General features: G+C 75.1%; 14 protein-coding genes. 7 read left to right on the forward strand and 7 right to left on the reverse strand.

Going from position 1 to position 17,718, the window contains the following annotated elements:
• The first annotated feature begins 69 nt into the window (after positions 1 to 69).
• The 5 genes from ABTZ17_RS23825 to egtD all read left to right on the forward strand — a co-directional run bounded on the left by ABTZ17_RS23825 (position 70) and on the right by egtD (position 5,338).
• Positions 70 to 510, forward strand: coding sequence for a type II toxin-antitoxin system PemK/MazF family toxin (locus tag ABTZ17_RS23825; protein ID WP_352197740.1), 441 nt, complete (start codon positions 70 to 72; stop codon positions 508 to 510).
• Positions 511 to 919: 409 nt separating this feature from the next.
• Positions 920 to 2,305 (forward strand): ergothioneine biosynthesis glutamate--cysteine ligase EgtA, encoded by a 1,386-nt coding sequence (egtA, locus tag ABTZ17_RS23830; protein WP_352197718.1) that lies wholly within the window; start codon positions 920 to 922, stop codon positions 2,303 to 2,305.
• Positions 2,302 to 3,615, forward strand: coding sequence for an ergothioneine biosynthesis protein EgtB (gene egtB / locus ABTZ17_RS23835; RefSeq protein WP_352197719.1), 1,314 nt, complete (start codon positions 2,302 to 2,304; stop codon positions 3,613 to 3,615). Before egtA ends, egtB begins: the two co-directional genes overlap by 4 nt.
• Positions 3,615 to 4,373, forward strand: coding sequence for an ergothioneine biosynthesis protein EgtC (gene egtC / locus ABTZ17_RS23840; protein WP_352197720.1), 759 nt, complete (start codon positions 3,615 to 3,617; stop codon positions 4,371 to 4,373). The genes egtB and egtC overlap by 1 nt, the downstream gene beginning before the upstream one ends.
• Positions 4,370 to 5,338 (forward strand): L-histidine N(alpha)-methyltransferase, encoded by a 969-nt coding sequence (gene egtD, locus ABTZ17_RS23845; RefSeq protein WP_352197721.1) that lies wholly within the window; start codon positions 4,370 to 4,372, stop codon positions 5,336 to 5,338. The genes egtC and egtD overlap by 4 nt, the downstream gene beginning before the upstream one ends.
• On the opposite strand, the gene ABTZ17_RS23850 is transcribed toward egtD, so the two are convergent.
• The 3 genes from ABTZ17_RS23850 to ABTZ17_RS23860 form a co-directional block, all read right to left on the reverse strand.
• A complete protein-coding gene (locus tag ABTZ17_RS23850; RefSeq protein ID WP_352197722.1) occupies positions 5,227 to 6,105 on the reverse strand; it encodes a lysophospholipid acyltransferase family protein in 879 nt (292 codons plus the stop codon). The genes egtD and ABTZ17_RS23850 overlap by 112 nt on opposite strands.
• Positions 6,102 to 6,923 carry a GNAT family N-acetyltransferase gene (locus ABTZ17_RS23855; RefSeq protein WP_352197723.1) on the reverse strand — a complete coding sequence of 274 codons (822 nt, stop codon included), beginning with the start codon at positions 6,921 to 6,923 and terminating at the stop codon, positions 6,102 to 6,104. Before ABTZ17_RS23855 ends, ABTZ17_RS23850 begins: the two co-directional genes overlap by 4 nt.
• 337 nt (positions 6,924 to 7,260) lie before the next feature.
• A complete protein-coding gene (locus tag ABTZ17_RS23860) occupies positions 7,261 to 8,517 on the reverse strand; it encodes an extracellular solute-binding protein (protein WP_502994813.1) in 1,257 nt (418 codons plus the stop codon).
• Positions 8,518 to 8,881: 364 nt separating this feature from the next.
• Here ABTZ17_RS23860 and ABTZ17_RS23865 point away from each other — a divergent pair, with 364 nt between their 5' ends.
• Positions 8,882 to 9,097: a dodecin gene (locus ABTZ17_RS23865; RefSeq protein ID WP_352197724.1), complete on the forward strand. Its 216-nt coding sequence runs from the start codon at positions 8,882 to 8,884 to the stop codon at positions 9,095 to 9,097.
• Positions 9,098 to 9,172: 75 nt separating this feature from the next.
• Here ABTZ17_RS23865 and ABTZ17_RS23870 read toward each other — a convergent pair whose 3' ends face one another.
• The 4 genes from ABTZ17_RS23870 to ABTZ17_RS23885 form a co-directional block, all read right to left on the reverse strand.
• Positions 9,173 to 9,670, reverse strand: coding sequence for a phosphatase domain-containing protein (locus tag ABTZ17_RS23870; RefSeq protein WP_352197725.1), 498 nt, complete (start codon positions 9,668 to 9,670; stop codon positions 9,173 to 9,175).
• A 65-nt stretch (positions 9,671 to 9,735) separates the two neighbouring features.
• Entirely contained in the window at positions 9,736 to 11,049 is a 1,314-nt protein-coding gene (locus tag ABTZ17_RS23875; RefSeq protein WP_352197726.1) for a CapA family protein, read from the reverse strand.
• Positions 11,050 to 11,196: 147 nt separating this feature from the next.
• Entirely contained in the window at positions 11,197 to 14,640 is a 3,444-nt protein-coding gene (locus ABTZ17_RS23880; RefSeq protein ID WP_352197727.1) for an endo-alpha-N-acetylgalactosaminidase family protein, read from the reverse strand.
• 146 nt (positions 14,641 to 14,786) lie between these two features.
• A complete protein-coding gene (locus ABTZ17_RS23885) occupies positions 14,787 to 16,652 on the reverse strand; it encodes a glycoside hydrolase family 35 protein (RefSeq protein WP_352197728.1) in 1,866 nt (621 codons plus the stop codon).
• 136 nt (positions 16,653 to 16,788) lie between these two features.
• On the opposite strand from ABTZ17_RS23885, the gene ABTZ17_RS23890 reads away from it, so the two are divergent.
• Positions 16,789 to 17,682: a helix-turn-helix domain-containing protein gene (locus ABTZ17_RS23890; protein ID WP_352197729.1), complete on the forward strand. Its 894-nt coding sequence runs from the start codon at positions 16,789 to 16,791 to the stop codon at positions 17,680 to 17,682.
• Positions 17,683 to 17,718: the final 36 nt, after the last annotated feature.

Genomic DNA, 17,718 nt, shown 5'->3' on the forward strand with positions numbered 1-17,718 from the left:
GTTGACCGTGGCGATCGAGAGGATCAGGGCGGCGAGCTGCTGCTCGTCGTAGTGCTTCGCGGCCTGCTCATGACGAGTTCACTGCACGAGCCGGGCCGCGTCGGCGCCGGAGCGACCACCGAGGTGGAGCCCTCCCTGATCGGCCGGGTGCGGATGTCGTACGCCCCCGACCCGGACGGCGACCCGGATCCCGGCGAGATCGTGTGGACCTGGGTGCCCTACGAGGAGGGGGACGGGCGGGGGAAGGACCGGCCCGTGCTCGTCGTGGCGCGGGAGCCCGGCGGGACCCTGCTGGCGGTGCAGCTGTCCAGCCGGCGCCACGACCACGACCGGGAGTGGGTGGCGATCGGCACCGGGCCCTGGGACGCGGCCGGACGGGAGTCCTGGGTGGACCTGGACCGGGTGCTGCGGATCAGTGAGGCGGGGATGCGCCGGGAGGCCTGCGCGCTGGACCGCGGGCGCTTCGCGCTGATCGCGGGGCGGCTGCGGGAGCGGTACGGCTGGAGCTGAGCGGCAGGGCTCCGGTAGGGGAGCGTCACAGCATACCGTGACATGTCACATTGCAATGTGACCCATCAGTCACGGCCCCTCACCCGGAAGGCCCAGGACCCCTCCACAGTTTTCACACGGATCGTTCAGATTGATCCGAGATGTTCTGATTTGAGCCATTTCATCCGCTTCGGCCGGACCCCTCGGCCCTCCGGGACGCCGGGGCGCACGGCCCCCGTCGGAGGTCGGCTCCCCCACGTCCTCCTGCAGGGATACCCCTGCCCGGTCATCGCCCGGTCATCCTCGGGAAGCCGGCGCACCGGGCCCACCCGGGGCCCCAGGAGGCCCCGTTGGCGCAAAGGAAACCTTGCGGGGAGCCCCGGCCCGGGATTGGCTGTGTCGGTCAACGCACCGACGGAAGGACCCGGCCATGCCGCAGGACGCCATGGGTGACCGTCTGCGCGCCGTCACCGAGGCCGAGATCGAAGCGCTGGTCCGCGGCATCTGCTTCAAGACCGGCCCGCCCCGATGTACCGGCGCGGAACTCGAATGGCTCGTGTACGACAGCACGGATCCCCGGCTCCCCGTGGACCCCGGGCGCCTCGCGGCCGCCCACGCCGCGGCCGCCGCCCTCGACCTCCGCTCCCGACTCACCGTGGAGCCCGGTGGCCAGCTGGAACTCAGCTCGGAGCCCGCCGGCTCCCTCACGGAATGCGTGGACGGCCTCGACGCCGACCTGGTCGCCGTCCGCGCCGCACTGGCCCCCCTCGGACTCGAACTCCGCGGCCTCGGCCTCGACCCCCGCCGGCCGGAACCGCCCCGCGTGCTCAAGCGGCCCCGGTACGAAGCGATGGAACGTTACTTCGACCGCACCGGCCCCGCGGGCCGGGCCATGATGCGGGCCTCCGCCTCCGTGCAGGTCTGCCTCGACGCCGGCTACCAGGAGCCCGGACCCCTGGGCCTCGGCCGCCGCTGGGTCCTCGCCCACCTCCTCGGCGCCGTGCTCGTCTCCGCCTTCGCCCACTCCCCCGCCACCCGCGGGCCCTACGCCGGATGGAAGTCCGCCCGGCAGGGCGTCTGGGCCGACATCGACCGGCACCGCTCGGTGGCCCCGCCCCTGGAGGCCGCCCCCCGGGCCGGCTGGGCGCGGATGGCACTGGACGCCGAGGTGATGTGCGTCCGCGGCGCCGACGAGGACTCCTGGGCCGCGCCCACCGGGCTCACCTTCCGGGAATGGGTCCGCACCGGCGAGCCCCGCCCCCCGACCCGCGAGGACCTGGACTACCACCTCACCACGCTCTTCCCACCGGTCCGCCCCCGCGGCCACCTGGAACTCCGCATGATCGACGCGCAGCCCGGGACCGACGGGTGGCTGGTGCCGGTGGCGGTCACCGCGGCCCTCTTCGACGACCCGGAAGCCGCCGAGACGGCCTACCGGGCCGTCAAGGGACTCGCCGACCGCACCGCGGCCGGCCCCGCGCCCCGCAACGCGCTCTGGCGCGCCGCCGCCCGGCACGGGCCCGCCGATCCGGAGCTGCGCACGGCCGCCGCCGCCTGCTTCGCGGCGGCCGGCGAGGCCCTTCCCCGGCTCGGAGCCTCCGACCGGATCCGGGCCGCCGTCGCCGCGTTCGAGGACCGGTACGTCCGTCGCGGTCGCTGCCCCGCCGACGACCGGTACGAGGAGTACGCCGCGGAGGCAGGCACCGCCGCGCCGGCCGACGGGCGCGCGGTCGCCCGGTCCCGCGCCGGCCGGCCGGGCGCGCGCACCGGCACCCCCACCACCGACAGCCACGAGGGAAGAGGACCGGCGCTGTGACCGAGACCCCGCGGGACCCGAGCGACCTTCGCGAGCGCGCCGTGACCGCGCTGACCACGGCCCGCGCCCGCACCGCCGGGCTCACCGAGACCGTCGACGACCCGGACCTGACCGCCCAGCACTCCCCGCTGATGTCCCCCCTGGTCTGGGACCTCGCGCACATCGGGAACATGGAGGAGCTGTGGCTGCTCCGCAACGTCGGCGGCCGCGAACCCATGCACCCCGAGATCGACCCGCTGTACGACGCCTTCGAGCACCCCCGGGCCGAGCGGCCGAAACTGCCCCTGCTGCCGCCCGACGAGGCCCGCCGCTACACCGCCGAGGTCCGCGGCCGGGTCCTCGACCTGCTGGAGCGGACCCCCTTCGAGGGCACGGACCTGCTCGCCGACGGTTACGTGTTCGGCATGATCGCCCAGCACGAGCAGCAGCACGACGAGACCATGCTGATCACCCACCAGCTGCGGCGCGGCGCCCCCGTCCTCACCGCCCCGGACCCGGCGCCACCGGCCGGCCCTCCGGTGTCGGACGGGGAAGTCCTGGTGCCCGGCGGACCGTTCACCATGGGCACGTCCGCCGAGCCCTGGTCCCTGGACAACGAACGCCCCGCGCACGAACGGGACCTGGCCCCCTTCTGGTTGGACACCGTGCCCGTCACCAACGGCGCCTACCAGCGGTTCATCGAGGACGGCGGCTACCGGGAGCGCCGGTGGTGGGCCCCGGAGGGCTGGGAGCAGATCGGCCGGCACGGCATCGGCGCGCCGCTCTTCTGGCGGCGGGAGGCCGGACAGTGGCTGCGCCGCCGGTTCGGGGTGACGGAACCGGTGCCGGCCGAGGAGCCGGTGCTGCACGTCAGTTGGTACGAGGCCGACGCGTACGCCCGGTGGGCCGGGCGGCGGCTGCCCACGGAGGCCGAGTGGGAGAAAGCGGCCCGGCACGATCCGGTGACGGGCCGCTCCCGCAGGTATCCGTGGGGGGACGAGGACCCGGGCCCCGAGCACGCCAACCTGGGCCAGCGTCACCTGCGGCCGGCCCCGGCGGGCAGCTACCCGAAGGGGGCCTCCCCGCTGGGGGTGCGCCAGCTGATCGGGGACGTGTGGGAGTGGACGGCGAGCGACTTCGACCCGTACCCGGGCTTCCGCGCCTTCCCGTACAAGGAGTACTCGGAGGTGTTCTTCGGTCCGGCGCACAAGGTGCTGCGGGGCGGTTCCTTCGCGGTGGACCAGGTGGCCTGCCGGGGCACCTTCCGCAACTGGGACCTGCCGGTGCGCCGGCAGATCTTCTCCGGCTTCCGTACCGCCCGGGACGTCTGATGTGCCGTCACCTCGCCTATCTCGGTCCGGAGGTGCCGCTGGGGCGTCTGCTCGCGGAGCCGGAGCACGGGCTCGTGCGGCAGTCCTGGGCCCCGCGGCGGCAGCGGCACGGCACGGTGAACGCCGATGGCTTCGGCGTGGGGTGGTACGCCGCCGACGATCCGGTGCCCGCCCGGTACCGGCGGGCGGTGCCGATCTGGGGGGACGCCGGCTTCGCGGACCTGGCCCGGGTGGTGCGCAGCGGCGCGGTGGTGGCCGCCGTGCGGTCGGCGACGTTGCCGGGTGCCGACGGGGAGGCGGCGGCGGCGCCGTTCGCCGACGGGCCGTGGTTGTTCAGCCACAACGGTGCGGTGCCCGGCTGGCCGGAGTCGGTGGCGCCGCTCGCGGGCGGGCTGGCGCCGGGTGCGCTGCTGCGGCTCGCGGCCGGTACGGATTCCGCGCTGGTGTGGGCCCTGGTGCTGGCGCGGTTGCGGGCCGGGGACGATCCGGGGAGCGCGCTGGCGGAGCCGGTGCGGGAGGTGGCCGGGGTCGTTCCGGGCTCCCGGTTGAACCTGCTGTTGACGGACGGCCGCGCGATCCACGCGACGGCCTGGGGGGACTCCCTCTGGTACCTGGCCGATCGGACGGCCGGGCGGACGGTGGTCGCCTCCGAACCCTATGACGACGATCCGCGCTGGTCCGAGGTCCCGGACCGGACGCTGTTGACCGCCACCCGGACCGAACTGTCCCTCACCCCGCTCAAGGAGCCGACGCCGTGAGCCGTTTCCAGCTGACCCGTACCCTCGACGAGCACTCCGCGGAGGAGGCGCTGCGGGCCGACGTCCTGCAGGGGCTGTCGGCGCGGCCCAAGGTGCTGCCGCCGAAATGGTTCTACGACACCCGCGGCAGCGAGCTGTTCGAGGAGATCACGCGGCTGCCGGAGTACTACCCGACGCGGGCCGAGCGGGAGATCCTGCTGGCGCGGGCCGCGGAGATCGCCGCGGTGAGCGGGGCGCGGACGTTGGTGGAGTTGGGGTCCGGTTCCTCGGACAAGACCCGGCACCTGATCGCGGCGATGCCGGAGCTGGAGCTGTACGTGCCGGTGGACGTGAGCGCGAGCGCCCTGGAGGGGGCGGCGGCGGTGCTGTTGGCAGAGCATCCAAAGCTGCGGGTGCACGCGATGATCGCGGACTTCACGCGTCCGTTGCCGCTGCCGGAGTCGGCGGGTCCGCGGTTGGTGCTGTTCCTGGGCGGGACGATCGGGAACCTGTTGCCCGGGGAGCGGGCGGAGTTCCTGCGGTCGGTGCGGTCGGTGCTGTCGCCGGGTGACGCGTTGCTGCTGGGGACGGACCTGGTCAAGGACGAGTCGGTGCTCGTGGCGGCGTACGACGACGCGCAGGGGGTGACGGCGGAGTTCAACCGGAACGTGCTGGCGGTCATCGACCGGGAGTTGGGGGCCGACTTCCACGCCGGGGACTTCGAGCACGTGGCGGTGTGGAACCGGCGGGAGGAGTGGATCGAGATGCGGTTGCGGGCCCGCCACGAGCTCACCGTGAAGATCCGGGAGCTGGACCTCGCGGTGGAGTTCGCGGCGGGTGAGGAGATCCGTACGGAGGTGTCGGCGAAGTTCCGTCAGGAGGGGGTCCGGGCCGAGCTGGCGGCGGCGGGGCTGGAGCTGACGCGGTGGTGGACGGACGAGCAGGGGCGGTTCGCGTTGTCCCTGGCGACGGCGACGGCGGACTGAGCGGCCCGCGCGAGGGCCTTGCGGTCGGGGTGGCGGCCCGCCGGGATCCGGGGCAGCAGGCGGATCTCGGCGGTGACGCCGCGGGCGCGGGCGATCCGCCAGAGCGAGGCGGTGAGGGGGTCCTCGCCGACGAAGGCGGGGGCGGTGGCGAGGCCGCCGCCGTCCAGCCGGTAGGCGAGGTGGACGGGCTGGACGGGTACGGCGGCGTCGAGGGCGGCCTGGAAGGCGGCCGGGCGGAAGGGTCCGGCGGCCCGTCCGCACCAGGTGCTGCCCTCGGGGTAGACGACGACGCGGGAGCCCGCGCGGAGGGCCCGCGCGAGGGTGGCGACGGTGCCGGGCAGGGCGCGGAGCCGGTCGCGGTCGATGAAGAGGGTGCCGGCGCGGGCGGCGAGGGGGCCGAGGACGGGCCAGCGGCCGACCTCGCCCTTGGCGAGCATCCGGCCGGGCAGGACGGCGGCGACGAGGGGCACGTCGAGCCAGGAGATGTGGTTGGCGACGACGAGCCGGCCGCCGTCGGGGCCGGGGCTGCCGTGGACGCGGATCCGGAGTCCGAGGGTCCGCAGTAGGGCGGTGCACCACAGGCGCACGAGGCGGGTGCGGGTGCGGGGGGCGAGGAGGCGGACGGGGGCGGCCGCGGCGAGTCCGAGGAGGACGGCGGCGGCGAGGGCGGTGAGCCGCAGGAGCGCGAGCGGGAGGGGGGCGGTGCGGCCCTCGTGGACGGCGCAGGCGCCCGGGGTGCAGGGCGGCACGGTCAGCCAGGGGTTCATGCCGCGGGGGCGAGCGAGCGGAAGTGGCGCAGGTACCGGGGGTCGGTGTTGCGCAGGGACAGCAGGACGTAGAGGTCGGCGACGCCGAATTCGGGGTCGTGGGCCGGTTCTCCGCAGACCCAGGCGCCGAGGCGGAGGTACCCGCGCAGGAGGGCGGGCAGCGGGGTGCGGGGCGGGCGGGCGACGCCCTCGTGGTTCCAGGGGCGGTGCGGGGTGACGCGGTACTGCTCGGGGGCGAGGTGGCGGGCGAGGACGGTGTCGCGGGTGGCGGCGGCGAGGGTGCCACCGTCGCCGAGGGGGATGGAGCAGCAGCCGGCGAGCCAGGTGTGTCCGGTGCGGTCCATGTAGTGGGCGAGTCCGGCCCAGATGAGGGCGATGACGGCGCCGTTGCGGTGGTCGGGGTGGACGCAGGAGCGACCGACCTCGACGAGGCCGGGGCGGACGGGGTCGAGGCGGGAGAGGTCGAACTCGCCGTCGGAGTAGAGGCGGCCGGCGACGGCGGCCCGTTCGGGCGGCAGCAGGCGGTAGGTGCCGACGACCTCGCCGGTGTCCTGGGCGAGGACGAGGAGGTGGTCGCAGTAGGCGTCGAAGGCGTCGGCGTCGATCCCGGGCTCGGGGCCGTCGAGGCGGGCGCCGAACTCCTCGGCGAAGACGCGGTGGCGGAGCCGCTGGGCGGCGCGCACCTCGGTCTCGTCGCGGGCGAGGCGGACGGTGTAGGCGGGGGTGTCGGGGGTCGCGGGGACGGCGGCGGGGGCCGGTCCGCGGCGGCGGGTTCGGGGGGCGGGGACGGGGGCGGGCGTGAGGGGCGCGATGCTCATGGCGGCTCCTGGTCCGGGCGCGGTGGCCGGATCCGCTGGGGTGCGGCCCGGCCCTCTACTTGTTCCGTGACCGGCTGGAATCGACATGACGGCCCAGGGGACCGGGGATGTGGGAATGCCGAACGACGGGTTCGGGCCCGTCGGAGGGCGGGGTGCGGGGATGCGGCGGCGGGCGGGGCCGGGAGCGCGGTCGCCGGGCGGGGCGCTCCGGGCGGGCCTCCGGTCCGGAGCGCGGAAGGGGCCCGTGCCGGGTGCCGGGCGGGTCGGCCCGGCCCGGTACGGGCCCCTTGGTGCGCGGTGCCGCGGCGGCCGTGCGGGACGACTGCCGGGGTGGGACTCAGCGGTCGGAGCTGAGGACCTTGGTGATGGTGGCGGAGGCGGACTTGGCGGCCTCGCGGGGGTCCTGTCCGAGGAGGACGGCGGTCATGTAGGGCTTGATGGGGTTCTTGGCCTCGACCTCGGCCCAGCGGGCGGACTTGGGGGTGGCCCGGCCCTGGGTGGCGCCCTCGGCCATGGCGGTGGCGCCGGGGTTGCCCTTGAGCACGTGGGCGTAGGCCGGCTTGTTGGGCACGTAGCTCATCTCGGTGGCGAGGGCGGTCTGCCACTTCTCGCTGACGAGGGCGGAGATGACGGCGACGGCGGCGCGGCGGTCGTCGGTGTTGCTCGGGATGATCAGGTCGGAGCCGCCGGTGAAGACGGCGCCGGGCTTGTCGGCGGTCTTGCCGGGGACGGGGAAGAAGCCGAGGCGGCCCTTGAGGCCGGGATTGGCGGCCTCGATCTGGGCGGCCTGGCCGGGGGTGCCGATGATCTGGGCGACGCGGCCCTGGGCGAACACCTCGGCCTGCGGGGGCGTCTCCTCGTCGGCGTCCTTGGGGCCGTTGCCGAGGCCCTGGAGCTCCTTGTAGAAGTCCATGCCCTTGAGGGCGGCCGGGGAGTCGAGGGCGCCGTTCCACTGGCCGGCGCCTTCCACGGCCAGTTCCCCGCCCTCGTCCCAGACGAATCCGGCGAGGACGTACCAGTTCTGGCCGGGGAGGTAGATGCCCTGGCGGCCGTCCTCGTTGAGCTTCTCGGTGTCGGCGAGCCAGGCGGCGCGGGTCTTGGGTATCTCCTTGATGCCCGCGTCGCGGAAGAGGTCCTTGTTGTAGATGACCACGCGGTTGGCGGCGTACCAGGGGACGCCGTACTGGGCGCCGTTGATGCTGCCGGGCTCGGCGAGGCCCTTGAGCCAGTCCTTGCCGCCCCAGTCGCGCAGGCCCTCCAGGGTGAGCTCGCTGAGGCCCTCGGTCTCGGCGTACTGGGCGACCTGGGTGTTGCCGACCTCGATGACGTCGGCCGAATCCTTGCCTTCGAGGACACCGTTGACCTTGTCCACGATGCCGGTCCACTCCTGGATCCTGATCTCCAGGTCGATGTCCTCGTGCTCCTTCTCGAAGCTCTCGGTGAAGGACTTGATGAAGCCGTCGGAGGCGCTGCCCTTCATCAGCCAGACGGTGACCGTCTTGCTGCCGCCGCCCGAACCGGGGAGCGCGCCGCAGGCCGTCAGGGCCGTCGCCGCCATGATGGCTGTGGGGATGGCAAGGAAGCGCATCTTCACGAATGTCACCTTCTGGGTTGATCGCAGATGGCTTGAAATTGGCATGGACCAATGACCCGGTCAAGGGGTGAAGGGCAGGTTTTCTTCACAGAAACACCACGTGACACCCCCACAACACCGGGCATTCTGGGCTTACCGCGCATCCGGCACCGTGTTTTCGCAGGCGATTTCTGTCACACGACCGGAACCAGAGCTACCGCTCGGCTTCCGATCGACCCCCAGGACCCGGCCGCCGCACCCGTCCGGGGGCACTCCGGCCCCGCGCCACCGCGTCCGCTCGCGGTCCGGTCCCGGGTGCGGCACGGTGGAGACGAGCCCTGCCGTCCCCCGCCGCCGCGCGCGGAACCGACCCTGGAGCGTCCCCATGACGAACCACACCTACCGCGTCACCGAGATCGTCGGAACCTCCGTGGAGGGAACGGATCAAGCCATCCGCAACGGGATCGAGCGCGCCGCGCAGACCCTGCGCAACCTGGACTGGTTCGAGGTCACCCAGGTCCGCGGGCACATCGAGGACGGCCGCGTCGCCCACTACCAGGTCGGGCTGAAGGTCGGCTTCCGCCTCGACGACGAGGGCTGAGGAGCGGCGCGGGCGGGGCCGGGGTCCGCCCGGACCCCGGCCCCTCACCACCCCGCGACGCCCCCACCGCCCCGCTCAGGTCCGGCCCTCGGTCTGCTGGGCGCGGCGCAGCTCCGCCGAGGACGGGCCCCAGTCGGCCCGGACCACGGCGAACCCGGCCTCCCGGGCCGCCGCGCAGACGAGTTCGTCGTCGTCCACGAGCATCCGCACCTCCCGGCCCCGGGAGATCCGCCGCAGCACCTCCAGCTTGGTGACGCGGGCCGGGCGGCGGTCGCGGTCCCCGCGCATCCACAGCTTCCCCTCGGGGAGGCCCTGCGCGGCCAGCCAGGCCGCGGTGTCGGCGCGGCAGCGCTCCGGACGCCCCGTCAGGTAGACCACCTCGCAGTCCGCGCCGCTCTCCACCGCCAGCCGGACCCCCCGCTCCAGCGGCGGGTCCGCGGGGGCGGCGGCGAAGAAGCCGACCCAGTCCCGCGGCCTGCGCTCCAGGAAGCGCTGCCGGTGGGCGGTGTCCGCGAGGGTGCCGTCCAGGTCGAAGACGGCCAGTGGCCGCCCGCTCTCGTTCCGATCGCTCATGTCGGCCACCCTAGGCGCGGACACGGACACCGGCCGGGCGACGGAGGCGGGCCGGGCTCCGGGGCTCAGCGGCCGGCGCGGGTGAGGCCCTGGGCCGCGGCGCCCCGGGAGAGGACGGCCCGGGCCACCCGCTCGTCGACCGCCGCGTACTCCCCCGTGCGGTCCCCGGGGGTCTCGCAGGAGGTGCACACCACGCGGAAGGGCGGGCCCATGTCCGAGTACTGGGTGAGGAATTCGGCTCGGGAGACCGTCCAGCGGCCGGGGTGGTCCCGGTCCGGGGCGAAGGTGAACCGGGGTACCGAGGATTCGTTTCCGCGCCGCTTTTCCGGCGGCACGAAGCTGGCCACCTGGTCGCCCATGCCGTAGACCACCCAGGTGCCGTTGACCTTCTCGTAGGGCTGGGGGACGTGGTTGTGGGTGCCGATGACGAGGTCGATGTCGGGCAGGCCGGCGGTACGGGCGGCGGTCACCTTCCGCGCCAGTTCCAGCTGGTCCGCGTCGGGTTCGGTCTGCCACTCGGTGCCCCAGTGCACGCTGAGCAGCACCACCTGGGCGCCGGCGCGGCGGGCCGCCCGGGCGTCGGCGACGATCCGGTCGGCGTCGATGAGGTTCACCGCCCAGGGCTTGCCCTCGGGTAGGGGTATGCCGTTGGTGCCGTAGGTGTAGGACAGTTGGGCGATCCGGGCGCCGCCCGCCCGGTACCAGGCCGGGGTGGTCGCCTCCTGCGGGGTGCGGGCGGAGCCGGTGTGCGCGAGGCCCGCCCGGTCCAGCCCGTCCAGGGTGCGGACCAGGCCCTCCCAGCCGGCGTCCAGGGTGTGGTTGGAGGCCGTGGAGCAGCCCTCGTAGCCGGTGGCGCGGAGGGCGTCGGCGAGCTGGTGGGGGGCCTTGAAGGTGGGGTAGCCGGTGTAGGGGCCGCCGGGGGCGCCGTACGGGATCTCGTGGTGGCAGATCGCCAGGTCGGCGGCGCTGACCACGGGCTCGATCCCGGCGAGGATCCGACGGAACTCGTGGCTCTCGACGGCCCCTTGACCGGTTCCGGCGTCCTGGGCGGCCTGCCGGATGATGGAGGGGTACGGGATGATGTCGCCGGTCGCGACCAGTGTGAAGGGCCGGTGCGCGGGGTCCGGCGTCGGGTTTCCCGGGGTCCTCGGGGCGGGGGTGGTGCCGCGGGGACCGAGGCGTTGTTCCGTGTCCCCGCCGCTCCCGTCGGGGAGCAGCCACAGGCCCGCCCCGACGAGGGCGAGGGCCGCGGCCCCGGCCGCCGCGACCGTGGCCGCCTTCCGTCGGGTCGGGGTCTTCCGTGCCCCGTCCTCCGCGCGTGCCCCGTCCTCCGTGCGTGCCCCGTCCTCCGCGCCCGTGCCGTGTTCGTGTCCCGTCATCGTGCTCCCCCTCGGTTCCCCGCCCCGGGCCGCGGTCACCCCGTGGTGCCGGGTGCCGGGGCGACCGGTCCCACTGTCGCACGCGTGCGCGAACCGTCCCCCGGCAGGTGACGGCCCTGCCGGGGGACGGGGTGCGGCCGGGCCGGGTCAGGGCCGGTGGGTGACGTCCAGTTCGGCGACGGAGGTCCACGGGTTGCCGTCGACCTCGCTCGTGGCGCGGAGCCTCAGGTAGCGGGCGTCGCGCGGGGCGAAGGCCACCCGCTGTCGGGCGGCGGTGTCGGGGAAAGTGCCCGAGGCGGCGGGGGCGCCCCAGGTGGTGCCGTCGGTGGAGGTGTACACCTCGTAGCCGGCGACGCGGCCGTTGCTCTGGTCCTGGCGGGGCAGGTACAGCAGCCCGCTGACCCGGTGGGAGGCCCCCAGGTCGAGGGTGAGCTCGTGGGGCGGCGGGGTGGCCGGGGCGGACCAGCGGGTGTGCCAGAACGTCGCCGGGTCCCCGTCGAGGGCGCGGCCGGCGCGGCCGTCCTCCAGGGTGGTCTCCTCACTGTCCACGGACCGCACGGTGATCGAGGACCGCGGGATCACCGGGTCGGCGCCCTGGCCGGGGCCGAGGTCGTCGACCACGAGGTCGTCGAGGACCAGGTCGGCCTGGTCTCGGGAACCCTCGGGGGTGACCTTCCGGATGCCGATCCAGGCGTCCGGTCCCGCGGTGAAGGTGGTGGTGAAGGAGGTGGGGGTGCGGGCCTGGCCGAGCGGGGTGAGGGCCTCGGTGGTCCCCGATCCGGTGACGAAGCGGTACTCGTCGCCGTAGGCCGCGGCGTAGCGCAGGGAGACGCGGTAGCTGCGGCCCTGTGTGAGGCGGAGGGTCTGCGGGAGGGTGCGGTGGACGAGGCCGGGCCGCTCCTCGTGGGACTTCAGGGAGTGCCGGCCGCCGATCACGTCGTCGATGAGCTTCCCCTGCCATCCGGCCTGGGTGTAGGGGGCGTTGAGGCCGGAGACGTGGGTGCGCGGGTCGGTGGCGGGGCCGCCGGCGCCGCCGGGCACGAAGGGCCCCCAGCCGGGGTCGGGGCCCTCGAAGTCCTCGGTGAGGTACCGGCCGGTGCCGGGCGGGCGGACGGAGGGGGTGACGCGGACGTCGTCGAAGGTGACGGTGCCGGAGCCGGCCGCCGCGGACAGGGCGAGGGTGGCGGTGGAGCCGCCGGCGGGCACCTCGAAGAGCACCTTCATGCGCTGCATGCGGCTGCCGTTCTTCTCGCTGCCGCCGAGGGAGTCGACGAGGGGTGAGGAGTCGGCGTACACGGAGGCGGGGGTGCCGCCCGCGGGGGTGACGGTGAGGGTGGCCCTCCGGCCGGTGGGGGTGGCGACCCACACGGAGGCGGCGTGGGTGCCGGGGGCGAGTCCGGTCATGGTCTGCGCGACGGTGGGGGCGGTGCCGGGGCCCGCGGTGAGCTCCTGTTGGCCGAGGGCGTTGCGGACCACGGTGGCGCCGGTGCCGGTGACCGTCCAGGCGGCGAGGTTCCCCGAGGTGAAGCCGGGGTCCCGGAGCGGGGTGCCCTCGCCCCAGCGGGGGTCGGGGCCGGCGGGGGCGGACCCGTCGTAGAGGACGTACGGGGTGGCGGGGGCCGCGTCGAGGGTGATCCGACCGCCGGTGACCACGGGATCGGACACGGGGACCCGGCCGGTGTCGGTGAGCCGGTACAGCTTCGGGGCGGTCCAGCCGGGCGGCAGGGTCCACGTGGTGGTGCCGCCGGCGGCGTTGTAGTGGTAGAGCTTCCCGGCGCGGGGCAGCAGGTAGGCGCCGCCGTCGAGGACGGTGCGGCCGTCGCTGGTGATCCGCCGGTCGGTGCCCGCGCGGGTGACCGTGGTGCCGTCGGCGAGGGTGACGGCGTCCGTCGTCCACTTCACGATCGGGGACCGCTGGAGGTACTTGGTCGGCAGGTTCACCGCGAAGGTGGTGCGGAGGAAGGCGGGGAAGTCCTTCTTGCCCTGCCAGCCCTCGTAGGCGGTCAGTTCGGCGCCGCCGAGCAGCGGGTGGCGGGCGAGCCAGGCGTCCTTGGCGTGGTTGTCGACGAAGCGGGCGATGGTGGAGTTGACGCCCTTGTGGTCGCTGCCCCCATAGTCCACGTCGGCGGCCCAGTGGTGCCACAGCGACTGGTCGGTGAGGGAGTCGGGGAACTCGGTGGCGACCTGGAGGCCGAGCCCGCCGATCTCCCGGGTCAGCCTGCGGGAGACGTAGCCGTCGCCGTACCAGACGTCCACGTACAGGAAGTCCAGTCCGGGGGCGGCGGCCTTGAGCGCGCGGAGCCGGTCGAGGCGGTCCCCGGACTGTCCGTCCTCGCGGGTGTCCACGTGGTACGACTGGTCGAGCCAGTCCCAGCCGAGGGTGCCGGTGTGCTTGCTCGGGTCGAAGGTCGCCGACACCGGGTACTCCTCGGTGGCGTTGACGTGCACCCCGAAGTCGGCGTTCCAGGCGTGTCCGGCGGTGGTGAGGGCGTTGAGGGCGGCGGCGCCGCCGAGCTTCGTCCCGATGTCGCGGTAGTCCATGTGCGCGGAGTCGTGGCCCTCGGAGGCGTAGCCCTTGAGGAGGACGAACTGGCCCAGCCCGTCGGTGGCGAGGGCCACCCGCTTGGTCTCGTCGAGGGTCTGCGCGAAGGGGTGGGTGGCCTGGGAGGCGAAGTTGAAGGGGACCCGCTGCACGACCCGGTCGGCGGTGTCCTGCCATCCGGTGGGGGCGGGGCGGATCTCGCGGTAGGCGACGGCGGCGTCCTGCCAGTCGGCGGTGCCGTCGCCGTTGCGGTCGCCGGTGATCGCCACCCGGGCGTACGGGAGGGGTTCGGTGTCGGTGTCCGCGGCGCCCTCGGCCCGGTGGAGCCAGGTGCCGCTCCAGAGTCCGGCCCGGCGGTGGCCGCCCCGGTCGGTGACCTGGCGGTTGATCCGACCGTTCTCGCGGGCGGTGCCGCCGGCGGGCCGGTCCGGGTAGGCGTTGGTGTCCAGGGCCGCGGCGAGCCCACCGCCGCTGAGGAGCCCGAGCATCACCGTGCCGGGGGCCGGGTCCACCGGGGTGGTGCCGGTGAGGGCGGTGAAGGTGTCCCCGGTGCCGGTGGTGGCGGTGTGCATGCGGGTGGTGGCCAGGGCGGCGCCGGCGCGGTCGGAGCGGACGCTGACGAGGTGGTGGTCGGGCACCGCGAGGGTGCGCACCCGCAGGGCCGGGGTGTCCTCGATCGCGGTGACGCGGAACTCCAGTACGGAGCCGGTCACGGAGAGCCGGGCCCGGACGGTGACCCCGGAGAAGGTCATCGTGTAGTCGACGCGGTCGGCGGCGGCGACGGAGCCGACGGCCGGGGTGCGGGGGATGCCGTTGACGAGGAGGGTGCCGAGCGGGTCCTCGTTGCCGTCCAGGGTGCGACCGGTGGCGCGCTGGGTGTAGCCGAGGACGCGGGGGAAGTCGGGGTCCACGCGGACCGAGAGCTCCGCCGAGGTCAGGGTGACGGGGGCGGCGGCGTCCGCGGTGGCGGGGGCGGGCGGGGCGAGGGCGAGGAGGGCTGCGGCCGTGAGGGCCGCGGTGGCCGCCGCGGCCCTTCGTGGGGTGGGCATGGGGTCTCCGTCCTGGTCGGCGCGGGTGGCGGACCCGGGCGGCGCGGGACCGGCCGGGGCAGGTGCGCGGCCCGCCCGGGTCCGCCTTCGGCGAGCCAGCCTGCTCCCCCGGATCGGGCCGGGCCCATGGACAAACCCTCCGGTGGTCATGGATTTATCGGTGCCGGCCCCGGATCCGCTCGGGCGGGCGGCGGGGGCGGTTCCAGGCGGGCGATCGACCCGGGCCGGGCTCCGGGCGGGGCTCCGGGCCCGGCGTGCGCGGGGGTGCCCGCGGCGGCCTGCGGGGCCTCGTCGAGCTCCAGGAGCCAGAGTTCGTTGGCCCCTTCGCGGAGCAGGGGCCCCGGCACGTACCACCGGTCCTGGGGTCCGGTGTTCCAGTAGCGGCCCAGGCCGCGGCCGTTGATCCAGGCGAAGCCGCGGGTCCAGCCGGGCAGGAGCAGGGCGGCGTCCCCGGGCCCGGTGACGGTGATCGAAGCGCGGTAGAGGCCGCGGGCTCCGGGCGGGGCGTCGGGGCGGCCGGGCAGGGCGCGGACCCGGTCGGCGTCCTCGAAGGCGTCCAGGCGCAGCGGGGTCGCGGAGATCCCGTGCAGGTACTGGCGTTCGTGGCGGACGCCGCCGGTGACGCCCTTGGTCTCGCCGAGGCGGGGGCCGTAGTTGACCCGGCCCAGGGATTCCGTCCACAGCTCGATCCGGGCCGGTCCGGCGACCGGTTCGGGGAGTTCGGGGCGGTCCTCGGTGAGGGTGCCGGCGCGGACCCCGTCCACGTACACGAGGGCCAGGTCGCGGAGTCCGCTGACCGTGAGGGGCAGGGGCGCGCGGGGGCCGGGGACGGTGAGGCGGTAGCGGACGAGGCCGCGGTCGACGTCGAGTTCCTCGAAGGTGGGTGGTGCGCCGTGGGTGGTCTCGGGGCCGCCGAGGCCGTCGAGGACGAGGTCGAGGGGGGTCCAGAGCGGGGCGCCGGCCTCGGCGGGGGCGGTCAGCGCGGGCGGGGCGGGCGGCGGCGGGGGCGGCGGTGCGGCGGCGTGGGGGCGGAGCACCGAGCGGAAGGCGTGGAACTTGGCGGTGGGGCGGCCGTACTCGTCGATGGGGGCGTCGTAGTCGTAGGAGGTGGTAACGGGCCGGAGGCGGCCGTCGTGGAGGGGGCCCTCGCGGTTGGCGCCGGCCCAGCCGTCCGGGTTGCTGCCGCCGTGGGCCATGTACAGGTTGACGGAGGCTCCGGTGGCGAGGACCTCCCGGAGTTCGGCGGCGGCCTCCTCGGGGTCGCGGCCGGTGTGCGGGGAGCCCCAGTGGTCGAACCAGCCGCACCAGAACTCGGCGCACAGCAGCGGGGAGCCGGGCCGGTGGCGGCGCAGGGTCTCGAAGGCCCCGCGGGCTCCGGAGCCGAAGTTGACGGAGGCCAGGACCCCGGGGAGGGAGCCGCCGGTGAGCATGTGGTCCTCGGGGCCGTCGGAGGTGAAGAGCGGGACGGTCACGCCGTGGCGGCGCAGGACGTCGGCGAGCAGCCGCAGGTACTCGGGGTCGCTGCCGTAGGAGCCGTACTCGTTCTCGACCTGCACCATGAGGACGGGGCCGCCGCCGGGGGTGTCGGCCTGCCGGGCGGTGACGTGCGGGAGGAGTTCGGCGAACCAGGCTTCGACGTGGCGCAGGAACTCGGGGTCGCGGGTGCGGACGCGCCGGCCGAGGGGGCCGGTCACCCAGTGGGGCAGGCCGCCGTTCTCCCATTCGGCGCAGATGTAGGGGCCGGGGCGGACCAGGGCCCGCAGTCCGCTCGCGTGCACCGCGTCGAGGAAGCGGCCGATCGCGCCGGGGTCGCGGTACCGGCCGGGGGACGGTTCGTGGAGGTTCCACGGGACGTACGTCTCCACGCAGTCGAGGCCGAGGGCGCGGAAGAGGGCGAGCCGGTGGGGCCAGTGGTCCTCGTGGACACGGAAGTAGTGCAGGGCGCCGGAGAGCAGGCGCACCGGCCTGCCGTCCAGCTCGAAGTGGTCGTCGCGCACGCGGAATCCGTTCACGACCGCCACCCTCGCCCTCTGGCGGGCGGGCGGTCCATGGACAAAGATCGTCGGTGCTTGGACGGGTGGGCCGGCGCGGACCCTCGGGAACGCCGTGCGGTGCCGGGCGGCCCCCGGGACGGGAGGACGGGGCGGGATGTACCACACCTGGATGCGCTATTTCACGCCCGGGCCGGTGCACCGGGGGCTGGGGCTGGTGTGCCTGGGGGTGGGTCTCCAGTACGGGGCGCTGCCGCCGGTGGGGCCGCGGACCCTGGACCATCACGTGGCGGTGGTGGTGTCCGCGGGGAGCGGTTGGTTCCGGCGGCCGGACGGGGGCCGGACCGCGGTGTCGGCGCCGGCGCTGCTGTGGCTGACCCCGGGGCGGGAGCACGCGTACGGGGCGGATCCGGTGGGCGGTTGGGACGAGTGCTTCGTGGACTTCGCGGGTCCGGCGGCGGAGACGTACACGGAGCTGGGGTACATCGAGCCGGACCGGCCGGTGGTGGCGCTGGGGGACGCGGAGGGGGCGCGGGCCGTGGTGGGGCGGATCGCGCGGGCCGCGCACCGGGGGAACCCGCTGTTGGAGGTGGAGACGAGCGCGGCGGTCCACGAGCTGCTGGTGGCGCTGCGGCGGGCGCGGGCCGACGCGGGGCCGGACGGGGACCCGGTGTTGCGGGCGTTGGCGCGGGACGCGTTCCTGCCGCTGTCGGTGGCGGAGCACGCGGCCCGGCACGGGTTGTCCCCGGCCGAGCTGCGGACGCTGGTGCGCCGGGCCTCGGGGTGCGGTCCGAAGGACTACCTGCTGGGGATCCGATTGGGCCGGGCCAAGGAACTGCTCGCGGCCACGGACCTGCCGGTGGCGGCGGTGGCCCGACGGGTGGGGTACGGGGATCCCGCCTACTTCTCGCGGCTGTTCACCCGGCGGGTGGGGACGGCCCCGGTGCGGTTCCGGGAGCAGCAGGGGCGGGCGGTGCCGGGCGGCTGGTCCCGGCGGATCCCGGATCCGGCCTGCCCGCCGACGCTGGGTCCGGCGGGTGCGGGGCCCTGAGGGGCGGGACGAGCGTGCGGGGCGGAGCACCGTGGG

This window comes from Streptomyces sp. NPDC097619 (assembly GCF_040302735.1).
Taxonomy (GTDB): domain Bacteria; phylum Actinomycetota; class Actinomycetes; order Streptomycetales; family Streptomycetaceae; genus Streptomyces.